The 22204-nt window shown below is 63.3% G+C and carries 20 protein-coding genes (1 of these 20 cut by a window edge); 16 read left to right on the top strand and 4 right to left on the bottom strand.

What is annotated here, in order from left to right; genetic code table 11:
* The first annotated feature begins 13 nt into the window (after positions 1-13).
* A complete protein-coding gene (gene pheT / locus ACBG85_RS15510) occupies positions 14-2500 on the top strand; it encodes a phenylalanine--tRNA ligase subunit beta (RefSeq protein WP_311093581.1) in 2487 nt (828 codons plus the stop codon).
* A gap of 58 nt (positions 2501-2558) precedes the next feature.
* Here the strand turns inward: pheT and ACBG85_RS15505 are convergent, their stop codons facing one another.
* Positions 2559-3620 carry an Lrp/AsnC family transcriptional regulator gene (locus ACBG85_RS15505; RefSeq protein ID WP_063316069.1) on the bottom strand — a complete coding sequence of 354 codons (1062 nt, stop codon included), beginning with the start codon at positions 3618-3620 and terminating at the stop codon, positions 2559-2561.
* A gap of 56 nt (positions 3621-3676) precedes the next feature.
* Between ACBG85_RS15505 and ACBG85_RS15500 the strand changes: the two genes are divergently transcribed.
* The 14 genes from ACBG85_RS15500 to ACBG85_RS15435 all read left to right on the top strand — a co-directional run bounded on the left by ACBG85_RS15500 (position 3677) and on the right by ACBG85_RS15435 (position 19413).
* A complete protein-coding gene (locus ACBG85_RS15500; protein WP_007736253.1) occupies positions 3677-4996 on the top strand; it encodes an NAD(P)/FAD-dependent oxidoreductase in 1320 nt (439 codons plus the stop codon).
* Positions 4996-5907 (top strand): bile acid:sodium symporter family protein, encoded by a 912-nt coding sequence (locus tag ACBG85_RS15495; protein ID WP_007736251.1) that lies wholly within the window; start codon positions 4996-4998, stop codon positions 5905-5907. The genes ACBG85_RS15500 and ACBG85_RS15495 overlap by 1 nt, the downstream gene beginning before the upstream one ends.
* On the top strand, positions 5904-6839 hold the full coding sequence (locus tag ACBG85_RS15490) for an SDR family oxidoreductase (protein ID WP_054781544.1): 936 nt from the start codon (positions 5904-5906) through the stop codon (positions 6837-6839). The genes ACBG85_RS15495 and ACBG85_RS15490 overlap by 4 nt, the downstream gene beginning before the upstream one ends.
* Positions 6840-6941: 102 nt before the next feature.
* On the top strand, positions 6942-7403 hold the full coding sequence (locus tag ACBG85_RS15485; RefSeq protein WP_054187435.1) for a hypothetical protein: 462 nt from the start codon (positions 6942-6944) through the stop codon (positions 7401-7403).
* 38 nt (positions 7404-7441) lie between these two features.
* On the top strand, positions 7442-8512 hold the full coding sequence (argC, locus tag ACBG85_RS15480) for an N-acetyl-gamma-glutamyl-phosphate reductase (protein WP_063316068.1): 1071 nt from the start codon (positions 7442-7444) through the stop codon (positions 8510-8512).
* A gap of 20 nt (positions 8513-8532) precedes the next feature.
* The gene (argJ, locus tag ACBG85_RS15475; protein WP_058037535.1) at positions 8533-9783 is read left to right on the top strand and encodes a bifunctional glutamate N-acetyltransferase/amino-acid acetyltransferase ArgJ; all 1251 of its coding nucleotides are present in this window, start codon (positions 8533-8535) and stop codon (positions 9781-9783) included.
* Positions 9780-10703, top strand: coding sequence for an acetylglutamate kinase (gene argB, locus ACBG85_RS15470; RefSeq protein WP_007736229.1), 924 nt, complete (start codon positions 9780-9782; stop codon positions 10701-10703). The genes argJ and argB overlap by 4 nt, the downstream gene beginning before the upstream one ends.
* Complete coding sequence (locus ACBG85_RS15465) at positions 10700-11899, top strand: acetylornithine transaminase (RefSeq protein ID WP_372023937.1); 1200 nt, start codon at positions 10700-10702, stop codon at positions 11897-11899. Before argB ends, ACBG85_RS15465 begins: the two co-directional genes overlap by 4 nt.
* The gene (argF, locus tag ACBG85_RS15460) at positions 11896-12846 is read left to right on the top strand and encodes an ornithine carbamoyltransferase (protein ID WP_021334039.1); all 951 of its coding nucleotides are present in this window, start codon (positions 11896-11898) and stop codon (positions 12844-12846) included. Before ACBG85_RS15465 ends, argF begins: the two co-directional genes overlap by 4 nt.
* Positions 12843-13322 carry an arginine repressor gene (locus ACBG85_RS15455; protein ID WP_020907875.1) on the top strand — a complete coding sequence of 160 codons (480 nt, stop codon included), beginning with the start codon at positions 12843-12845 and terminating at the stop codon, positions 13320-13322. The genes argF and ACBG85_RS15455 overlap by 4 nt, the downstream gene beginning before the upstream one ends.
* A 47-nt stretch (positions 13323-13369) precedes the next feature.
* Positions 13370-14569: an argininosuccinate synthase gene (locus tag ACBG85_RS15450; protein WP_007736221.1), complete on the top strand. Its 1200-nt coding sequence runs from the start codon at positions 13370-13372 to the stop codon at positions 14567-14569.
* A 3-nt stretch (positions 14570-14572) separates the two neighbouring features.
* On the top strand, positions 14573-16015 hold the full coding sequence (gene argH / locus ACBG85_RS15445) for an argininosuccinate lyase (protein WP_065454995.1): 1443 nt from the start codon (positions 14573-14575) through the stop codon (positions 16013-16015).
* A gap of 170 nt (positions 16016-16185) precedes the next feature.
* Entirely contained in the window at positions 16186-19167 is a 2982-nt protein-coding gene (locus tag ACBG85_RS15440; RefSeq protein WP_007736206.1) for an acyl-CoA synthetase, read from the top strand.
* Positions 19168-19206: 39 nt separating this feature from the next.
* Positions 19207-19413 carry a Trm112 family protein gene (locus ACBG85_RS15435; protein WP_003944045.1) on the top strand — a complete coding sequence of 69 codons (207 nt, stop codon included), beginning with the start codon at positions 19207-19209 and terminating at the stop codon, positions 19411-19413.
* Here the strand turns inward: ACBG85_RS15435 and ACBG85_RS15430 are convergent.
* Genes ACBG85_RS15430 through ACBG85_RS15420 form a run of 3 tightly spaced genes read right to left on the bottom strand, consistent with a single transcriptional unit; the run spans position 19410 to position 21510 of the window.
* Entirely contained in the window at positions 19410-20027 is a 618-nt protein-coding gene (locus ACBG85_RS15430; protein ID WP_042450497.1) for a TetR family transcriptional regulator, read from the bottom strand. The two genes, ACBG85_RS15435 and ACBG85_RS15430, sit on opposite strands and share 4 nt — an antisense overlap.
* Positions 20024-20779, bottom strand: a complete 756-nt coding sequence (locus ACBG85_RS15425; RefSeq protein ID WP_042450499.1) for an ABC transporter permease — start codon at positions 20777-20779, stop codon at positions 20024-20026. Before ACBG85_RS15425 ends, ACBG85_RS15430 begins: the two co-directional genes overlap by 4 nt.
* Positions 20776-21510: an ABC transporter ATP-binding protein gene (locus ACBG85_RS15420; protein WP_372023933.1), complete on the bottom strand. Its 735-nt coding sequence runs from the start codon at positions 21508-21510 to the stop codon at positions 20776-20778. The genes ACBG85_RS15425 and ACBG85_RS15420 overlap by 4 nt, the downstream gene beginning before the upstream one ends.
* Positions 21511-21596: 86 nt before the next feature.
* Between ACBG85_RS15420 and ACBG85_RS15415 the strand changes: the two genes are divergently transcribed.
* On the top strand, positions 21597-22204 hold the 5' portion of the coding sequence (locus ACBG85_RS15415; RefSeq protein ID WP_003944023.1) for a DNA-3-methyladenine glycosylase. The gene runs 1 nt beyond the window's last position; the window shows 608 of its 609 coding nt (coding positions 1-608); it begins with the start codon at positions 21597-21599; only part of the stop codon is in view: it crosses the right edge, with 2 bases visible at positions 22203-22204.

The raw sequence follows: 22204 nt of genomic DNA, 5'->3' as shown, positions 1-22204 counted from the left end.
GAGCTGAGCAGACGTGCGAGTAGCGCAATCCTGGCTGACCGAGATCCTGCAGCGGGCAACTCCGGACTGGGAGGTGACCCCGGAAGAGCTGGACGCCGGGTTCGTCCGGGTGGGACTCGAAGTCGAGGAACTCGACACACTCGAGGCGATCGACGGCCCGTTGGTCGTCGGCAAGGTCGTCTCCATCACCGAACTGACCGAGTTCAAGAAGCCGATCCGCTTCTGCCAGGTCGAGGTCGGCGAACCCGAGCCTCGCGGCATCGTCTGTGGCGCGCGTAATTTCAACGAGGGTGACCTCGTCGTCGTTGCGTTGCCCGGCGCGGTGCTGCCCGGCGGATTCGAAATCGCCACTCGCAAGACGTACGGCCAGGTGTCCGACGGCATGATCTGCTCCGTCTCGGAACTCGGTATCGGCAAAGACCATTCGGGCATCTTGGTGCTCGAGCCCGGTACCGCCGAACCCGGCGCGGACGGCAACGAGTTGCTCGGTCTCGGTGACACGATCATCGAACTGAACATCACCCCGGACCGTGGCTACTGCTTCTCGGTCCGCGGTCTCACGCGAGAACTCGCGTGCGGCTTCGATCTCGAATACGCCGATCCCGCTTCGGTTCCCGCTCACCCGGCTGAGGGTGAAGCCTGGCCGGTGCGCCTCGAACCGGAGTCCAAGGCTTCGCGTTTCGTGATGCGGAAGATCACGGGTATCGATCCGCAGGCAGTGAGCCCGTGGTGGCTGCAGCGTCGACTTCTGCTCTCGGGTGTTCGCCCGATCTCGCCGGCCGTCGACGTCACCAACTACGTGATGCTCGAACTCGGTCAGCCTCTGCACGCGTTCGATGCGACCTCGGTGCAGGGCGACCTGGTGGTCCGTCGCGCCAAGGCGGGGGAGAAGCTGACGACGCTCGACGACGTCGAACGCACGCTCGATCCCGAAGACGTTGTCATCGCCGACGATTCCGGAGTCATCTCGCTGGCTGCCGTCATGGGCGGCGCAACCACCGAGGTGGGAACGGCAACGACGGACATCCTCCTCGAAGGAGCTACTTGGGATCCGCTCGCAGTCTTCAAGACGGCGCGCCGGCACAAGCTGCCGAGTGAGGCGAGCAAGCGTTTCGAGCGCGTCGTCGATCCGGCAATTCCGCTCGCGGCCGTCGACCGCGCAGCCGCTCTGCTGGTCGAGATTGCCGGCGGACGGATCGAACCGGTCCTGACCGACGTGGGCGATGTCGCCCCTCGCGCTGCCATTCGCATGGATATCGACCTGCCCGACCGTGTCGCCGGAGTCACGTACCCCAACGGCACCGCAGCTCGCCGCCTCACCCAGGTTGGCTGCAACGTCGAGGTCGGCGTCAGCGAAGAAGGACACGGCCAGTTGGTCGCGACGCCGCCGTCGTGGCGTCCGGACCTGGTGCAGCCTGCGGACCTCGTCGAGGAAGTTCTTCGCCTCGAAGGTCTCGAGCAGATCCCGTCTGTGCTTCCCGCCGCTCCGGCCGGACGTGGGTTGACTCCGTCGCAGCGGCGAAAGCGCACGGTCTCGAAGGCCGTGGCTCACGCCGGTTACGTCGAGGTCCTTCCTCCGGTCTTCCTGCCGACGAACGTCTTCGACGTCTGGGGCCTCGACGCGGATGATCCGCGCCGCAACACCAGCAAGGTGCTCAACCCGCTCGAAGCCGATCGTCCGGAGTTGGCGACCACGCTGCTCCCGGGTCTGCTGGAGATCCTGGCTCGCAACGCTTCTCGCGGTCAGCGTGATCTGTCGCTGTACGGCATCGCGCAGGTCGTCCTGCCGGGCCCCGACACCAAGCCGGTGGATGCATTGCCGGTGGATCGTCGTCCGACGGACGAGCAGATCGCGAACCTGATCGCGTCGTTGCCGGCTCAGCCCGTGCACATCGCTGCAGTGTTGAGTGGTTTGCGTGAGCCGAGCGGCCCCTGGGGTCCTGGCCGTCAGGCCGAGGCTTCGGACACTTTTGCAGCCGTGCGGGTCATTTCAGCTGCAGCAGGCGTCGAGGTGGAACTGCGTGCGGCGCAGTACCTGCCGTGGCATCCCGGCCGTTGCGCCGAGGTTGTCGTTGACGGCAACGTAGTCGGTCATGCGGGCGAACTGCATCCGGCTGTTCTCGAGCGCGCGGGACTGCCCGCGCGCACCTGCGCACTGGAAATCGATCTCGACGCTTTGCCATTGGTCGAGAATCTGCCCGCTCCGCGCATTTCGCCGTTCCCCGCAGTGCTCCAGGACGTGGCAGTTGTTGTCGATCGCGACATTCCGGCAGCCAAGGTGCAGGAAGCTCTGCGTTCCGGCGGCGGCGAACTTCTCGAAGACATTCGCCTCTTCGACGTCTTCGAGGGCGAGCAGGTCGGTGAAGGCCGCAAGTCGCTCGCGTTCGCGTTGCGATTCCGTGGTGTCGACCGGACGCTGACCGAGGACGAGGCCAGTGCCGCGCGTGATGCGGCAGTGGAGGCGGCGTCCAAGGCCGTCGGTGCGCAGATGCGCGGCTGATTTCCTCAACTGATCACAGAGCCCACGACCGTTGCCGGTGGTCGTGGGCTCTGTCGTGTTATCGGCTTTTCGACTGAGGTGAATCGGAAAGCCACACATCTGGCGCAACGGTGTCCGTCCGTCGCCCTTGCTGGTCGAGCACGTGGCCGAGCAGTTTGCGCAAATACAGCACGATGGATCGTTCCGTGACGCAAAGACCCGGAATCTCCTTGCGCAGACGAGTTTCGAATGCATCGAGTTCTGCAGGAGAATGCAGCCACAACTGAACCACCAGGTTGTCGGCGCCCACCACCGCGAAACAGTTTCGGACTTCCGGCGCTCGGCTCAGCACTCGTCCCGCCGTATCGAGAAGCTCGGGTTCGACGCGGCACCACAAAGTGGCGAGCACGGGAAGCCCGGCCAGCGGCCGCGCGAATTCACACCGCAGCGCCACCAACCCCGAAGACGTGAGCCGGTCGATCTGGCGTTTGCACGCAGCGGGACTGACACCGATCGCGTCGGCCAACTCCTTCATGGGAGTGCGCCCGTCGTAAGCGAGCTTCGTCAGAACCTTGCGATCCTGTTCGGATATCCCGGTCGGCCGAGCGCGCACGGCAGTACGGTTTTCGCTGGTGGTCAGCACACCCTTCTCGGACGGTGCCAGCGCATTGAGTCTCCATCGCCCACCTTCGGTGAACCAGCGTGTGATGATCGAGGTTCGTGTCGCCAGTACACCGTCGATCGTTGCGACGTCTTCCGAGATGAAGCGCGACATCGACGCCAGATCCGCGGTACCGGCTGTGACGAGCAGATCTGCTCTGCCCGTTGATGCTTCGATGGTCACGGCGTGGGCCGAGCGAGTCAGCCGTGCCGCGATGGTGTCGAGAAGAGCAGGTGAGCAATCGATTTCGATGATCGCTGTGACGATGCTGCCCAGGACCTGTGGCCCTGGAGTGACCGTGACCCAGGCCAACGACGATTCGGAGAGTCGATTCCAACGACGGGCGAGAGTCGCGGCGTCGAGTTCGAGTGGTTCGGCCAACGAAAGCCACTTCGATCGCGGTGCGAGCTGGAGCGCATTGATTATCCTCAGATCGATTTCATCTATCCTGCGACCGTTGCCGGCATCTGGTGCACTCATAACGTCATTATCCGGCATATTGCTGCAAGATTCGGACTATCTGCGACGCTCGACGGATGATCACAGAGGAGAAGTACGCGCTGATCGGAGCGGGCCCGTCTGGATTGGCCGGCGCGCGAAACCTCGATCGGGCCGGGATAGCGTTCGACGGCTTCGAGAGCCACGACGACGTCGGTGGGCTCTGGGACATCGACAACCCGCACAGCACCGTCTACGAGTCGGCGCACCTCATCTCTTCGAAGGGCACCACCGCATTCGCGGAGTTCCCGATGGCTGATTCGGTGGCCGACTACCCGAGCCACGTCGAACTTGCCGATTATTTCCGCGACTACGCCGATACTCACGATCTTCGCAGGCACTTTGCCTTCGGCATTACCGTCGTCGACGTTTCGCCGGTCGATTCGCTATGGCAGGTCACCACGCGCAGTCGCAGCGGTGAGACAACAGTCGCGCGGTATCGAGGCGTGATCATCGCGAACGGAACGCTGTCGAAGCCGAACATGCCGACTTTCCGGGGCGACTTCACCGGCACGTTGATGCACACGAGCCAGTACCGCAGCGCCGAGATCTTCCGCGGGAAGAAGGTACTGGTCATCGGAGCGGGCAACAGTGGATGCGACATCGCCGTCGATGCCGTCCACCAGGCCGAGTGCGTCGACCTGAGCGTTCGGCGAGGCTACTACTTCGTCCCCAAGTATCTGTTCGGCCGACCCTCGGACACCTTGAATCAGGGAAAGCCGTTGCCGCCGTGGATCAAACAACGCGTCGACACCTTGGTACTCAAGCAGTTCACGGGTGATCCGGTGCGGTTCGGATTTCCGGCACCGGACTACAAGATCTACGAATCGCATCCGGTCGTGAACTCGTTGATCCTGCACCACATCGGGCACGGTGATGTGCACGTGCGCGCCGACGTCGACCGGTTCGAGGGGAAGACGGTGCGGTTTGTCGACGGATCGTCTGCCGACTACGACCTCGTTCTCTGCGCCACGGGGTATCACCTCGACTATCCCTTCATCGCGCGCGAGGACTTGGACTGGTCGGGCGCTGCCCCGGACCTGTTCCTCAACGTCGCGAGTCGCCGCCACGACAATCTCTTTGTTCTCGGCATGGTCGAAGCATCCGGTCTCGGGTGGCAGGGCCGTTTCGAGCAGGCCGAGTTGGTGGCCAAATTGATCACCGCACGTACCGAAGCCCCCGCCGCGGCGCGGGAATTCTCGGCGGCGGCGGCCGGTCCTCCTCCCGATCTGTCCGGGGGATACAAGTACCTGAAGTTGGGACGAATGGCCTACTACGTGAACAAGGACGCCTACCGCTCGGCGATCAAGCGGCACATCGGACTGCTTGATGCCGCTCTGACGAAGGGAGGACAGTGATGCCGATCGACGACGTGGTGCTCAACTTCAACCCGGGATCGTTGATGATCCTCAACGCGGTGCTGGCCGCGATCATGCTGGGGATCGCCCTCGACACCTCGGTCGACGACTTTCGTCGTGCGCTCACCAAACCCAAGGCGATGGCGGTGGGTATTGCTGCGCAGTTCCTGCTGTTGCCGGCAGTGACTTTTCTCCTGACGCTGATTCTCTCGCCGGCTCCGTCGGTAGCACTCGGCATGATCCTGGTGGCGTGCTGCCCGCCAGGGAACATCTCGAACGTCCTGACTCACCGGGCGGGCGGCGACGTCGCACTCTCGGTGTCCATGACGGCGGTGTCGAACGTCCTCGCGATCTTCCTCATGCCGCTCAATCTTGCGTTCTGGGGGAGCCGACGCCCGGAGACCGACGCTCTGTTGCAGTCCGTGAACCTGAATGCGCTCGAGATGGTCGCGCAAATCGCCCTGATCATCGGTGTGCCGTTCGTTCTCGGCATCTGGGCGGCACGAAGGTTTCCGGAGATCGCCGCGAAAGCGCAGCCTTGGGTGAAAAACGGTTCGTTGGTGGCGTTGTTGATCTTCATCGTCGCGGGGGTGTCGGGGAACGCGTCGTACTTCGTCGACTACATCGGGGTGGTACTGCTCGCGGTCTTCCTGCACGACACGGTTGCCCTAGCACTGGGATACTTCTGCGGCGCCGTCACCGGGTTGAACGAATACAGCCGTCGCGCCGTCTCTTTCGAGGTCGGCATCCGCAATGCCGGGCTGGGGCTTGGCCTGGTGTTCACGTTCTTCGACGGGCTCGGTGGCATGGCCGTCGTGGCCGGCTGGTGGGGGATCTGGGACATCATCGCCGGGTTGGCTCTGGCGACGATCTGGTCCAAGCGACGCGCCCGAAAGGCGGTACCGGCATGACCGTCGCACTCGTCACGGGCGGAAACGGGTTCCTGGGTACCGCTGTCATCGACGCACTGATCGCGCAGGGCATCACCGTCGTCTGTGTCGACCTCACGGTCAAGGACACGCCGGACGATCGCATCCGCCGCGTCAGGGCGGACGTCTGCGACCCCACAGAATTGGGGCGGGTGTTCGGTCAGTACCGACCGAACGTCGTGATCCACCTTGCGTCCATCGTGAATCCCGGCAAGAAAACGACAGCAGAGCAGGAGTACCGCGTCGACGTCGACGGGACACGAAACGTGCTCGCGGCCTGCGTCGAACACGGGGTTGGACGGGTCGTCGTGTCTTCGTCCGGAGCGGCGTACGGCTACCACTCCGACAACCCACCGTGGATCACCGAGGACGTACCTGTCCGAGGCAACGACGAATTCACATACAGTCGCCACAAACGCCTGGTCGAGGAGATGCTCGCCGAATATCGCGTCGAACACCCGGAGTTGGAACAAGTTGTCTTCCGGATCGGCACGATCTTGGGCGAGAGCGTCGACAATCAGATCACCGCGTTGTTCGATCGCCGCAAGCTGCTCAAGGTTGCCGGGAGCGACAGCCCCTTCGTCTTCGTCTGGCACACCGATGTCGCGGGCGCTTTTGCGGAGGCCGTGACCGGAAACCAAGTGGGCATCTTCAATGTCGCGGGCGACGGCGTGCTGACCGTCGACGAGTTGGCTTCCCGGATGGGCAAGAGCACGGTGACGCTTCCTGCATGGTTGTTGCGAGGCGTTCTACGCGTCGGACGGCGATTGGGCGTAACGGAACACGGTCCGGAGCGCGTCGGATTTCTCCAGTACCGACCGGTTCTCGACAATCGGCGGCTCAAGGAACAGTTCGGATACGTCCCCGAATATTCGAGCGAGGAAGCGTTTGCCGCGTATCTCGCGTCACGCTGACCCCTTCGACGGACGGTCGTGGAAGGATCGGAATTGTCCGTCGGCGTTTTCGAGAAGGGACTGACAGTGTCACGAAATGATGGGTCCGAACATGATGGGTCCGTGCACCAGGTAGTCGAGGCCGCCAGTGCACTCGACGACAAGGACTTCCTCGCGGTCGTCCGCGCAGTGGTCGAGCGTCGTCCGAGTTTGTCGGTCCTTCTTTCCGTGGTGGACACCGCTGCCGCGAGCCTCGAGCCGAACCGCGTCGAGGACGAGAACGAGATCACCGACGCCGAAGAAGTCGAACTGCCCGACACCGTTGTGGAGGTCGACGAGATCATCGACGTCCCGGTGGTACTTGCGACCGATCCGAGAATTCCCGAACCCGACTACACCGAAGGGGGAGTGCCCACTTTCGACCGCGTTCGGGAGAAGATAGAGGGGCGCTTCGGTACTTCAATAGGTTCGTCCGAACTGGCGCACGAGAGTCCTGCCGGAAAGTCCGTCGACGAGCAGTGGGACGAGCGCCAGAAGGCCGCAAAGGCCAAGCTCGAGGAGATCCGGCGATCCATGGGTAAGTAATTATGCATTCCGATGCACAATGATGCATACTGTGTGACATGACTGAAGGTGGTACGACCGAGAACGCACGCAAGCCGATCAGAGTCGCCGTTGCCGGCGCCAGTGGGTACGCCGGTGGTGAGGTTCTGCGTCTGCTTCTCGGGCACCCCTCCTATGTCGACGGCAGCCTGGTGATCGGTTCGCTGACCGCCGGTGGCAACGCCGGTTCGACGCTCGGTGAGCATCATCCGCACTTGCTTCCACTCTCGTCGCGGGTACTCGAAGAGACCACTGTCGAGATCCTCTCGGGTCACGACGTCGTCTTCCTCGGTCTCCCACACGGAAATTCGGCTCAGTACGCCAAGTTGCTGCCCGAGTCGACGGTCATCATCGACTGCGGCGCGGACTTCCGGCTGCAGGATCCCGCAGCCTGGGAGAAGTACTACAAGAGCGCTCATGCCGGCACCTGGCCCTACGGTCTTCCTGAATTGCCCGGTGCCCGTGAGAAATTGGTAGGCGCAACCCGCATCGCCGTTCCGGGCTGCTACCCGACGGCAGCGAGCCTCGCGCTGGCCCCCGCCGTTGCCGCGGGGATCGTGGACTCACACGTGAACGTGGTTGCGGTCAGTGGCACTTCGGGCGCCGGCCGGGCACCGAAGGCTGATCTGCTGGGTTCCGAGGTCATGGGCTCCGTCCGTGCGTACGGCGTCGGCGGCGTCCATCGCCACACCCCTGAGATCATTCAGAATCTCTCGGCCGCAGGCGGCAAGGACATCAGTGTCTCCTTCACTCCAGTCCTCGCGCCCATGCCGCGCGGCATCCTCGCGACCTGCACGGCAGCCACCACGGCCACCGAAGAGCAAGCGCGCGAAATCTACGACAAGGCATACAACGACGAGCCGTTCATCCACGTACTGCCTGCCGGAGTCTTCCCGCAGACCGGTGCCGTGATCGGATCCAATGCCGTACAGATCGGGGTCACCGTTGACGCCGACGCCGGTCAGCTCGTTGTCATCTCGGCAATCGACAATCTCACCAAGGGCACCGCCGGTGGCGCGGTGCAATCGATGAATCTCGCCCTTGGCCTACCCGAGACCGCAGGTCTCTCTACCGTGGGAGTAGCTCCGTGAGCACCGACAATCCGCAGCAGATCGACAACGCAACCGAGCCTGACGCGACCGTTGCAGACGTGGTTCACGTCGCCGAGGGACGTCTGCTCCGCACGCAGGGCGTCACCGCACCTGCCGGATTCCGCGGTGCCGGAATTGCTGCCGGTATCAAGAAGAGTGGCAAGTCGGACCTCGCATTGGTGCTCAACGAGGGACCCGATCTGGCCGCTGCCGGCGTCTTCACCCTGAACAAGGTCAAGGCAGCTCCGGTGCTCTGGTCTCAGCAGGTCCTGACGACGGGCAAGCTGCGCGCGGTGGTGCTCAACTCGGGCGGCGCGAACGCCTGCACGGGCGCGGGTGGATTCCAGGATGCACACAAGACTGCCGAGGAAGTTGCTTCGGCACTGAGTAATTGGGGCACCGAGACGGGCGCGATCGAGGTCGCTGTCTGTTCGACCGGACTTATCGGTGACCGCTTGCCCATGGACAAGCTGATCCCCGGTGTCACCGAGGTAGTGCACGAACTCGCTGGCGGAATCTCCGGCGGCACCGACGCGGCATACGCGATCATGACCACCGATACCGTGCCGAAGCAGGCGTCGCTGCACCACGCGAACAAATGGAACGTCGGCGGAATGGCCAAGGGCGCAGGCATGCTCGCGCCTGCGCTGGCCACGATGCTGTGCGTCGTCACGACCGATGCTGTCGCAACGGCCGAGCAGCTCGATACCGCTCTGCGCGCCGCCACCCACCTGAGCTTCGATCGCCTCGACGTCGACGGCGCCACGTCCACCAACGACACAGTGCTCCTGTTGGCCTCCGGCGCCAGCGGTGTCACGCCGACGCAGGACGAACTGAACGCCGCAGTGCTGGCCGTGTGTGATGATCTCGCGGATCAGTTGATGGCAGACGCCGAGGGCGTCACCAAGCGGGTCAAGGTGACGGTTCGCGGCGCAGCGTCCGAGTCCGATGCGTTGATCGGCGCCCGGACCATCGCCCGCGACAGCCTGGTCAAGACAGCGCTTTTCGGTTCCGATCCCAATTGGGGTCGCGTTCTCGCCGCAGTGGGTATCGCTCCCATCGAGCTCGATCCCGATCGAATCAGTGTGTCCTTCAACGGGAGTCCCGTCTGCATCGACGGCGTCGGCGCTCCGGGAGCGCGTGAGGTGGACCTGAGCGGGATCGACATCGAACTCGACATCGACCTGGGAATCGGCAACGAGTCCGTGAGCATTCGCACCACGGACCTCTCGCACGCGTACGTCGAAGAGAACTCGGCGTACTCGTCATGACCGAGACGTATCCCGTGATCAGCGAGCATCAGAAGGCGCATGTCCTCGCCGACGCGCTGCCGTGGCTGCAGCGATTCCGAGACAAGGTGGTCGTGGTCAAGTACGGCGGAAACGCCATGATCGACGAGACACTCAAGACCGCCTTCGCCGCGGACATGGCGTTCCTGCGGACTGTCGGCATCCACCCCGTCGTCGTGCACGGCGGCGGCCCGCAGATCAACGCGATGCTGGCACGCCTTGGCATGAAGGGTGAGTTCCGCGGTGGTTTCCGGGTCACGACGCCCGAGGTGATGGACGTCGTCCGGATGGTGCTCTTCGGTCAGGTGGGCCGTGAACTCGTCGGGCTGATCAACGCGCACGGTCCCTACGCGGTCGGTATCTCCGGTGAGGATGCGCACTTGTTCACCGCTACTCGACGCACTGTTGCGGTCGAGGGAGAGCAGACCGACATCGGCCTGGTCGGAGACGTCACTACCGTGAACCCGGACGCGGTACTCGATCTCATTGCAGCAGGACGTATTCCGGTGGTCTCGACCATCGCACCCGACGCCGACGGTGTCGTCCACAACATCAACGCCGATACCGCTGCTGCCGCACTGGCCGAGGCGATCGGTGCCGAGAAGCTCGTTGTCCTCACCGACGTCGAGGGCCTGTACACCGATTGGCCGGACCGAGCCTCGCTGGCCACCGAGATCGACACCGACGCCCTTGCTCAGTTGTTGCCGAGTCTCGATGCCGGCATGGTGCCCAAGATGGAGGCCTGCCTTCGCGCGGTGCGCGGAGGTGTGCCGTCGGCGCACGTGATCGACGGTCGGCTCGAACATTCAGTCCTACTCGAACTTTTCACCGGTGAAGGAATCGGCACGATGGTCGTGCCGGGTTCCTCGGTCGCCGGTCCCCAGCAGGGAGCTATCTCATGAGCACGATCGATCTGCAGCAGCGGTGGTCCGCTTCGCTGATGAACAATTACGGCGTACCCCGGGTTGCTCTCGTCCGCGGTGACGGCGCCGTACTCACCGACGCCGACGGCAAGCAGTACGTCGACTTCCTGGCCGGAATCGCCGTCAACATTCTCGGACACGGACATCCGGCCGTCGTCGAAGCCGTGACTACTCAGCTGTCGACACTCGGCCACGTGTCCAACCTGTACGCCAGCGAGCCGGTCGTCGAGTTGGCGGAGCAGCTGCTCGCTCATCTCGGCAACGTCACCGGGCGCGCGTTCTTCTGCAACTCCGGTACCGAGGCGAACGAGGCTGCCTTCAAGCTCGCTCGCGCCACCGGCCGGAAGAAGATCATCGCAGCCCAAGGCTCCTTCCACGGTCGCACGATGGGGGCACTCGCTCTGACGGGTCAGCCGGCCAAGCGGGCGCCGTTCGAACCGATGCCCGCCGGTGTCGAGTTCGTGCCGTACGGCGACGTCGAGGCACTCGAGCAGGCCGTCGATTCCGACACCGCCGCTGTGTTCCTCGAACCGATCATGGGTGAGGGCGGCGTCGTGGTGCCACCCGAGGGATACCTCGTCGAGGCTCGGCGGATCACCGCCGAACGTGGTGCGCTGCTCGTACTCGACGAAGTGCAGACCGGCATCGGCCGGACCGGCTGGTTCTACGCACATCAGGCAGTCGGCATCGTGCCGGACGTCATCACTCTTGCGAAGGGACTCGGCGGCGGAATGCCGATCGGCGCCTGCATCGCGACCGGGGCAACGGCAGAGTTGTTCGGACCGGGCAAGCACGGTACGACGTTCGGTGGCAATCCGGTGTGCGCTGCGGCGGCGCTTGCCGTGCTGAAAACCATTGCAGCGGAAGACCTGATCTCACGCGCCGACAGCTTGGGCAAATCGATCTCGGCGGGCATCGAAGATCTGGGCCATCCGTTGGTCGACTACGTACGGGGATCAGGACTGTTGCTGGGTGTCGTGCTGACCGAGGACGTCGCGCCGGCAGTGGAAAACGCAGCGCGCGAAGCCGGGTACCTTGTGAATGCAGCGCAACCCGGAGTGATCCGGTTGGCGCCGCCGCTCATCCTCACGGACGAGCAGGCCGAAACCTTCGTGGCAGCACTACCTGCCATCTTCGACAGTGCACTATCGGCTGACCAGCCGGGGGAGAAGTGACTACCGTGGTGAAACACTTTCTCAGGGACGACGATCTGACTCCTGCGCAGCAGGCCGAAGTTCTCGAACTCGCAGCGATTCTCAAGAAGGACCCGTTCGCTCGGCGTCCGCTCGAGGGTCCCCGCGGAGTCGGTGTCATCTTCGAGAAGAACTCGACGCGTACACGTTTCTCGTTCGAGATGGGCATCGCACAGATGGGCGGCCACGCTGTCGTCGTAGACGGGCGCAGCACTCAACTCGGTCGTGAAGAGACCTTGGCGGACACCGGACGCGTTCTCTCCCGCTACGTCGATGCCGTCGTGTGGCGCACGTTCGGCCAGAAGCGACTGGAGCAAATGGCTACGGGCGCAACGATTCCCATCGTCAACGCATTGTCCGACGAATTTCATCCCTGTCAGGTTCTGGCCGATCTGCAAACGCTGATCGAGCAGAAGGGTGAGCTCAAGGGACTGAAGCTGACCTACCTGGGCGACGGCGCCAACAACATGGCTCACTCGCTGATGCTCGGCGGAGTGACCGCAGGCATAGACGTCACCATCGCAAGCCCCGCCGGCTTCGAACCGGCGGACTGGGTCGTGGCAGCAGCACGCAAACGCGCCGAGGAAACCGGCGCGACCATCACCCTGACGCAGGACCCACAGGCCGGCGTCGTCGGCGCCGACGCGTTGGTCACCGACACCTGGACCTCGATGGGTCAGGAGAACGACGGGCTCGATCGAGTCGGACCTTTCCGTCCGTTTCAGATCAACAAGGAACTGCTCGCAAAAGCAGATCCGAAGGCTGTCGTCCTGCACTGCCTGCCGGCCCATCGCGGCGAAGAGGTCACCGACGAGGTTCTCGACGGACCCCAGAGCGTCGTCTGGGACGAGGCGGAGAACCGTCTGCACGCCCAGAAGGCGTTGCTCGTGTGGCTGCTGGAACAGCGAACCCAACTGGACCCGGCGTGAGCGTCGCTCCCACTCGGGCTGGTCGCCAGTCGCGCATCATCGCGCTTCTGGCGGCTCACCCTGTCCGAAGTCAGACGGAGCTGGCGGCCTTGCTCGGTGCCGAGGGCATCGAAGCAACGCAGGCGACGCTCTCGCGTGACCTCGAAGAGCTGGGAGCGGTGAAACTGCGTGCCGCCGACGGCGGCGCCGGTGTTTACGTGGTGCCGGAGGACGGGAACCCGGTACGCGGTGTGTCCGGCGGTACCGACCGTCTCTCACGGCTGTTGGGTGAGCTGTTGGTCTCCACCGATTTCAGCGGCAACATGGCGATTCTCCGGACACCGCCGGGAGCCGCGCACTACCTCGCGAGCGCACTGGATCGGTCCTCGATGCCCGACATCGTGGGAACGATCGCCGGAGATGACACCATCTTCGTGGTGGCCCGAGAACCGCTTTCCGGAGCGGAACTCGCGGCCATGATCGAATCGCTCGCCTGACCCCTTATTCTTTGATAGAGATTTTCAACCGAAGGAGCACAAAAACCATGGCCGATCGCGTCGTACTCGCCTACTCGGGCGGGCTGGACACTTCTGTTGCCATCAGTTGGATCGGTAAGGAGACGGGCGCTGAAGTTGTCGCCGTCGCCATCGATCTGGGGCAGGGTGGCGAGGACATGGAGGTCGTGCGTCAGCGCGCGATCGACTGCGGCGCAGTCGAATCCGTTGTCGTCGACGCCCGCGACGAGTTCGCGGACGAATACTGCCTGCCGACCATCGCGGCCAACGCCCTGTACATGGACCGCTACCCGCTGGTCTCGGCCATCAGCCGTCCGCTGATCGTCAAGCACATCGTCGAAGCTGCACGCTCGCACGGCGGCACCATCGTCTCGCACGGTTGCACCGGTAAGGGCAACGACCAGGTTCGCTTCGAGGTCGGATTCGGCGCCCTCGCACCCGACCTTCAGGTCATCGCACCGGTCCGCGACTACGCCTGGACCCGCGAGAAGGCCATCGCCTTCGCCGAAGAGAACAACATCCCGATCAACGTCTCCAAGAAGTCGCCGTTCTCGATCGACCAGAACGTCTGGGGCCGCGCCGTCGAGACCGGATTCCTCGAGGATCTGTGGAACGCGCCGACGAAGGACGTCTACGACTACACCCAGGACCCGACGGTCAACTGGAACGCACCCGACGAGCTCATCATCAGCTTCGACAAGGGCCGCCCGGTCGCCATCGACGGCCGCCCGGTGTCGGTTCTCGAAGCCATTCAGGAACTGAACAAGCGCGCAGGCGCTCAGGGCGTCGGCCGTCTCGACGTCGTCGAGGACCGTCTCGTGGGCATCAAGAGCCGTGAGATCTACGAAGCTCCCGGCGCCATGGTTCTCATCACCGCGCACCAGGAACTCGAACACGTCACCCTCGAACGCGAACTCGGTCGCTACAAGCGTCAGATGGAGCAGCGTTGGTCCGAGCTGGTCTACGACGGACTCTGGTTCTCGCCCCTCAAGGACGCACTGGACACGTTCGTCAACAAGACGCAGGAACGCGTTACCGGCGACATCCGTCTCTTCCTGCACGGTGGAGCCATCACCGTCAACGGTCGTCGCAGCCCGGAGTCGCTCTACGACTTCAACCTCGCGACGTACGACGAGGGCGACAGCTTCGACCAGTCCGCATCGAAGGGCTTCGTCGAGATCCACGGTCTGTCGTCGAAGGTCGCCGCGAAGCGCGATCTGGGACTCTGAGCCATGACGGCTCGCGGTGACGGAGACGCTCAAAAACACGGCACCAACGAAGGTGCGCTGTGGGGCGGGCGGTTCGAGTCCGGACCGGCCGCTGCCATGGCGGCGCTGAGCAAGTCGACTCACTTCGACTGGGTCCTCGCTCCGTACGACGTGCGTGCGTCGCAGGCGCATGCACGTGTGCTGAACAAGGCAGGCCTGCTCAGCGAGGCCGATCTCGTGACAATGCTCGACGGTCTCGACCGTCTGGCGGCAGATGTCGCCAGTGGCGCCTTCGGGCCCAGTGAATCGGACGAGGACGTACACGGCGCACTCGAGCGCGGTCTGATCGAGCGTGTCGGGCCTGAGGTCGGTGGGCGCCTGCGTGCTGGACGTTCGCGCAACGACCAGGTGGCCACGCTGTTCCGCATGTGGCTTCGGGATGCGGTCCGCCGCATCTCCACCGGCGTTCTCGACGTGGTCGATGCTCTGGCGACTCAGGCCGGGGCCCATCCGGATGCCGTGATGCCGGGCAAGACGCACCTGCAGGCGGCTCAGCCGGTCCTGTTGGCGCATCACCTGCTCGCTCACGCACATCCGTTGTTGCGCGACGTGCAACGTCTTCGCGACTTCGACGTACGAGCTGCGGTGTCCCCGTACGGTTCCGGTGCACTCGCCGGTTCCTCGCTCGGTCTCGACCCCGAAGCCATTGCAGCGGAATTGAAGTTCGACAGCTCGGCCGAGAACTCGATCGACGCAACCGCTTCGCGTGATTTTGCGGCCGAGGCAGCGTTCGTGCTTGCGATGATCGGTGTCGATCTCTCACGCATGGCGGAAGAGATCATCATCTGGAGCACACCGGAATTCGGCTACATCACGCTTGCCGACGCGTGGTCGACAGGTTCGTCGATCATGCCGCAGAAGAAGAATCCGGATGTCTCGGAACTCACGCGCGGTAAGTCTGGTCGTTTGATCGGTAACCTCACCGGCCTGCTGGCGACGCTCAAGGCTCAGCCGCTGGCGTACAACCGCGATCTGCAAGAGGACAAGGAACCGGTCTTCGACTCGGTTGCGCAGCTGGAGATGTTGCTCCCGGCCATCACCGGCCTGGTGCAGACTCTCGAGTTCCACACCGAACGCATGGCGGAACTTGCTCCGGCAGGGTTCACGTTGGCCACCGACATCGCGGAGTGGATGGTGCGCCAGGGCGTGCCGTTCCGGGTTGCACACGAGGCTGCTGGAGCGTGTGTGCGTGTCGCCGAAGCGCGAGGCGTCGGACTCGAAGATCTCACGGACGAGGAACTGGCCGGCGTCGACAGCGCGCTGACACCCGCTGTTCGTGAGGTGCTGACAGTCGAGGGTTCCATCGCTTCGCGCAACGCGCGAGGCGGCACCGCGGGGGTGCGGGTTGCCGAGCAGCTGGACGGAGTCAAAGCAGTGGCGCAGTCACTGCGGGAATGGACCCTGTGACCTCGCGGTCACGAGTGTTGTCGCTCTCTTTTCGGCAGTAGTCCTTCGGTCGTACGCGGTCAGGTAGCAGAATTTGCTCCCTGACCGCGTACGCGTATTCGCCGTCAGTAGGCTTGTCGCGCGCGGGAAAAATGAGACTGACGTCACATGGTGAGTAACTTGGGAGTGAAATGGTGGGATTGAATTCCAAGTCTGTGCTGGGCCCGATTCGTCGGGTGGTTGCGACAGCACAAAACGGCCTCGAGGTCGTCCGGTTGGGTGGGCTGGAAACGGATGCGACCACGTCGCCGTTCGAGATCGTCGAACGCGCAGCGATGTATCGGCTACGGCGCTACTTCCCGGACAGTGACCCGGAAACCGTCGGCGCACCGATCTTGCTGATCCCGCCGATGATGATGTCGGCGAACGTGTACGACGTGACCCGTGACCAGGGCGCTGTGGGAATTCTGCACGAGATGGGCCTTGATCCCTGGGTCGTCGATTTCGGTTCGCCCGACTCCGAAGAGGGCGGTTGGGATCGTAACCTCGCCGATCACATCATCGCTCTCAGCGACATCGTCGATCACATCCACCGTCACACCGGAAAAGATGTTCACATCTCCGGTTATTCGCAGGGTGGCATGTTCGCCTATCAGGCTGCCGCGTATCGGCGTAGTCGAAACATCGCCAGCGTCATCACCTTCGGCAGTCCGGTCGACACACTCGCCGCGCTACCCTTCGGCATCCCGGCGGGATTGGCAACCAAGGGTGCAGATTTCCTCGCCGATCACGTCTTCAATCGCCTGGCGGTCACCGGGTGGATGGCCCGTACCGGGTTCCAGTTGCTCGATCCCGTGAAGACGCTGAAGATGCGCGTCGACTTTCTGCTTCAACTGCACGACCGTGAGGCGTTGCTTCCGCGGGAGCAGCAACGCCGCTTCCTCGCGACCGAGGGTTGGGTCGCGTGGTCGGGGCCCGCGGTAGCCGAACTGCTCAAGCAGTTCATCGTGCACAACCGAATGATGACAGGTGGGTTCGTCATCAAGGATCAATTGGTCTCGCTCGCCGAGATCACCTGCCCCATCCTGGCATTCGTCGGTGAGGTCGACGACATCGGCCAGCCGCAAGCGGTTCGAGGCATCAGTCAAGCCGCTCCGCGGGCGAAGGTCTACGAATCTACCTTGCGTGCAGGCCATTTCGGTTTGGTTGTCGGTTCCACCGCGGCCAATCACACCTGGCCGACCACCGGTGAATTCGTACAGTGGACCGAGACGGGTGGACCCCTCCCGGACCGTATCGCGAACATGGTCTACGGCGCCGACCTCGAAGACCAGACCGGTGTGTCGATCAGCAATCGGATCATCCACACCGTCGCCTCGGTCGCTGAAGTAGGTGCAGGAGTCACCAAGGGAATCAGTGACCTTGCCGCCGGTGCGTTGCGCGGCACTTTCGAATTGTCGGGAGAAGCGGCACGAGCGTTGCCACGTCTGGCTCGACTCAACCAGATTCAGCCGCACACCAAAATCTCGCTGAGCCAGTTGCTGGCGGAGCAGCGTCGAAAGGCGCCGAACGGCGAGTGCTTCCTCTTCGACAATCGCGTGCACACCTATGAAGCGGTCAACGCGCGTATCGACAATGTCGTGCGTGGATTGATCTCCGTGGGAGTGCGTCCGGCAGCGCATGTCGGTGTCCTGATGGAGACCCGCCCCAGCGCACTCGCGGCCATCGCGGCCCTGTCGCGACTTGGTGCCGTCGCGGTCATGCTTCCGCCAGGCTCCGACATCACGGCGGCGGTCAAGCTGGGGTCGGTCGATCGGATCATCACCGATCCGGAAAACGTCGATGCTGCAGTGGTTACCGGTCGGCCGGTACTGGTGCTCGGCGGCGGCGATGCCCGTGGCCTCGAGGTGGATCCGTCACACGACGTGATCGATCTCGAACAAATCGATCCGACGAAGGTCAATCTGCCCGGGTGGTACCGACCGGATCCCGGTGTCGCCCGCGAACTCGCCTTCATCATCTTTGCGGAATCCGGCGGTGTGCTCGAAGCCAAGCAGATCACCAACTACCGGTGGGCACTGTCGGCCTTCGGCACGGCCACGGCGGCAGATCTCGATCGCGGTGACACCGTGTACTGCCTTGCGCCACTCCATCATTCGTCGAGTCTGCTCGCGACCATCGGTGGTGCCATGGCCGGTGGCTCACGCATTGCGCTCTCACGTGGACTGAACCCCGCGAGGTTCGTCGAGGAAATCCACCGCTACGGCGTGACGGTCGTGAGTTACACGTGGTCGATGATGCGCGAGATACTCGACGAGGATCTTCTTCTCATCGACGGTAGTCATCCGGTCCGCCTGTTCATCGGTTCGGGCATGCCCCATGGTCTGTGGAAGCGGACAACGGAGGCGTTCGACCCCGCGCAGGTACTCGAGTTCTATGCGTCGACCGAAGGCGACGTGATTCTTGCCAATGTTGCAGGCTCCAAAGTTGGTTCCAAGGGGCGCCCACTGCCGGGTAGCGCGCAGGTGCGGTTGGCGGCATACGACCCGCTGAGTGGTCGGCTCCTCGAGAACGGAAACGGATTTGTCCGTGAGTGCGCTGAAGACGAGGTCGGATTGCTGCTCGGGCGCGCGGGATTCACCGCCGATCTCTCGGGCGGAGCCATGCGAGGTCTCTTCCAAGCCGGCGATTCGTGGATTCCCACCGAAAATCTCTTCCGCCGGGACGCCGACGGCGACTACTGGCTGATCGACCACAAGAACACGGTCATTTCCACGGTCCGCGGTCCCGTGTTCACCCAGCCGATCGTCGACGCGTTGTCGAGTGTGGCGCGGGTGGATCTTGCCGTCGCATACGGAGTCGGTGACGCGCCGCATCAGCTCGCGGTCGCTGCCGTGACATGGCGTCCGGGGCGGCAGTTCCGTTCTGCCGAGCTTGCAGAGGCCCTCTCGCGCATCGCTTTCGACGCTCGTCCGGATATCGTGCACGTGGTTGACGAGATCCCGGTGGGTTCGTCGTACCGTCCGAGCTCCACTGCGTTGGCTGCGGCCGGATTGCCGGCGCCGGGGCCACGGACCTGGTTCCTCGATTCCGAGTCGCAGTCGTACAAGCGGCTGACCAAGGCAATTGCCGCGCAGTTGATGCCGACGAGGGTGAGCACCGGAGCACGGTAGCCTGAGGACATTCTGTTTGATCGGTTCGAGAGGACACACGTGGCTATTGATTCGACGTTGCTCAGCATTTTGGCCTGCCCCCAGGACAAAGGCCCGCTGTTGCTGGTCGGGGACGAGTTGCTCTACAACCCGCGCCTGCGTCGTGCCTACCCGATCGAGAACGGCATTCCCGTTCTGTTGATCGACGAGGCACGCGATGTAGCGGACGACGAGCACGAAAAGTTGCTCGCACGGGCTGAAGGCTAGATCGGCAACTCACCGGTCAGGTACCGCTGGAGGTTCGGAGCCACCAGCGGTACCAAAGCGTCGACGCTCAATGATGCGAGTGGTTCGAGTCCGAGCACATATCGCGTGACAAGCAGTCCGGCCATCTGAGATGCCACCAATTCCGCTCTGATCAAGCCGGTACCAGGTGGTGTGTCCACCCGCGGAATGATGTCGCGCAATACGACATCGAGCAGAAAGCTCTGGATCAACTGCGATCCGTCGCCGGAAATGGCTGATCGAAAAGCCGCCAGAATCGCCGGCTGGTGTTCCGAATCCCATAGCCCGATCACCGCCCGGAGAAGGCTTTCGCCGAGGTTTTCGGTCGGGGAGGTGTGAACCGGTCCCAGTACCTTTGCTGGATCGATCGGTAGCGCGATCGCAGCGGTGAACAACTGCTCCTTGCTCCCGAAATGGTGATGAATCATAGCCGGATCGACGTCAGCGGCCGCAGCTATCGATCGAACGGTTGTTCGTCGAAAACCGTTCTGGGAGAACGCCCGTCGCGCCGAATCGAGAATCTGCGCGCGAGTCTCCGACTTGCCCGGTCGTCGCCCCGAACGAGTCGGCGTCGGCGCGGTGCTGTCGTCGGTCATGGAGTGCGGCGATCGAGTGTGGCCGCGGCCAGCGATAGCGCGGCGGCGGCGAAGCCCGCCATGACGGCGAGATCACGCCACATCTGACCCGTCGCGTCGGCATGAATCGACACTTGCTGAAGTGCGTCGACGGCGTAGCTCAAGGGGAGGACGTTGCTGATCCATTCGAGCCAGGTCGGCAATTGGTCGCGCGGTACCAGGAGTCCGCAGAGGAAGAGCTGTGGAACCACAACTACCGGCATGAATTGCACCGCTTGGAACTCGGTCTTCGCGAATGCGCTGGCCAACAGGCCTAGCGCAACGCCCAGTATTGCGCCGAGAACTGCAATGACGATGACCCAGGCAAGACTGCCGGCGATGGTGAGTCCGAGGAATCCGAAAGCAACCGCGCACGCGAGGGCTGCCTGGGCGGCGGCGGAGAGCGAAAATGCCGCCCCGTATCCGGCGAGAAGGTCGAGTTTGCCCATCGGTGTGGTGAGCAGGCGTTCGAGGGTTCCTGAACTGCGTTCGCGCTGCATGGCGATGGACGTGACCAGGAACATCACCACAAACGGCAAGATTCCCAACATCGTGATCGCCACTCGTTGGAAGAGCGAAACCTGGCCGGGTGGCGTGGGTACGTCTTGGTAGAGGAAATACAGCAAAATCATCAACAACGACGGGACCAACAAGATCATGGCCACCGTGCGATGGTCCTGGCGGAGCTGAAGCAGAATGCGGACGGTCGTAGCACCGAAGATCCTGATGCTCATGATATTTCGCCTCCGACGGGTGAAGTCCGAATCAGCTCGAGAAAGGCGTCCTCTAGGCGTTCACATCTGGTTTTGGCGCGCAATTCATCGGGTGTGAGTTGAGCGAGGAGATGCCCGTCTCGCATCAGGATCAGCTCAGCGCAGTGGTCGGCCTCATCCATGACGTGGCTGGAGACCACCAGGGTGGTTCCGCTGCGAGCAAGGTCGGCAAATCGTTCCCACAGTTCGACACGAAGCACCGGATCGAGGCCGACGGTCGGTTCGTCGAGGATCAACACATCAGGTGACGCCACCAACGCGCAAGCCAGCGAGACTCGCCCGCGTTGACCACCAGACAGATCGGCGGCGGTCTGGTCGGCGTATCGGCTCAATCCGACGGCGTCGACCGCTGCTGCGACGTCGGCGCCGGACTTGCCGTAAAGAGCGCCGAAGTACTGGACGTTTCGAGTGACCGTCAGGTCGCCGTACACGCTGGGGGATTGGGTGACATATCCGACCCGGTGGCGAAGAGCAACGGAACCGGCGAGATCGCCCAGCACTCTGACCTCACCACTTTCGACGATCTGTGTTCCGACAATCGTGCGCATCAGGGTTGTCTTGCCGCAGCCGGACGGGCCGAGCAGTCCGGTGATCGATCCTGCTGATACCTGCAGGTCAAGCGAGTGAAGAACTTCGTGCTTGCCGCGAATGACTCGTAGTCCGCGGATATCTATTGCTGGCGTTGTGGTCACGGTTCGCCTCGTTTCAATAATTCATCACTTGTTGAATTATGCGACTCGGCCGACCGATGAGTCAACGGCGTGGGCACAATCGAAGGGTGAGCATCGAGACCTTGGAAAATGTGGAGAACCCGTTGGAAGCGGGCCTGACAATTCTCGGCTCGACCCTGACCGTCGACGACATCTCGCTGAGGATCGTCGAGGTCGAGGCGTACGGAGGGGAGAAGGACGGGCCATGGCCGGATCCGGCAGCACATTCGTATCGAGGGAGAACGCCGCGGAACAGCGTGATGTTCGGGCGGGCGGGGCGTCTCTACGTCTACCGCAGTTATGGAATGCACTTTTGTATGAACATCTCGTACGGCCCGGATGGTGTCGCGGGTGGTGTTCTGCTCCGAGCGGCCGAAATCGAGGCCGGTCACGATGTGGTGTCTGCTCGGAGATCGCCGGATCGACCATCTCACCAATGGGCCAGAGGGCCGGGTAATCTCGGTGCTTCTGTCGCAATCACGTTGGCGGACAACGGAACAGACGTGTTCAACCCTGCCTCTCGGATTCGGCTCGAATTGGGGGAGTCGAAGGAATGGGTGAGCGGACCGCGGGTGGGGGTCAGTACCGCGGCGGAGGTTCCGTGGCGCCTGTGGATTCCGGACTCGCGAGCGGTGTCCGCGTATCGCCGAAGCCCGCGAGCGCCGGTCATTTCGTG

Origin of the sequence: Rhodococcus sp. NyZ502 (assembly GCF_041464245.1) — a bacterium.
GTDB classification, from domain to species: domain Bacteria; phylum Actinomycetota; class Actinomycetes; order Mycobacteriales; family Mycobacteriaceae; genus Rhodococcus_F; species Rhodococcus_F qingshengii.
Note: the sequence above shows the minus strand (reverse complement) of the source record. Positions and strands in the feature narration are given on the sequence as shown.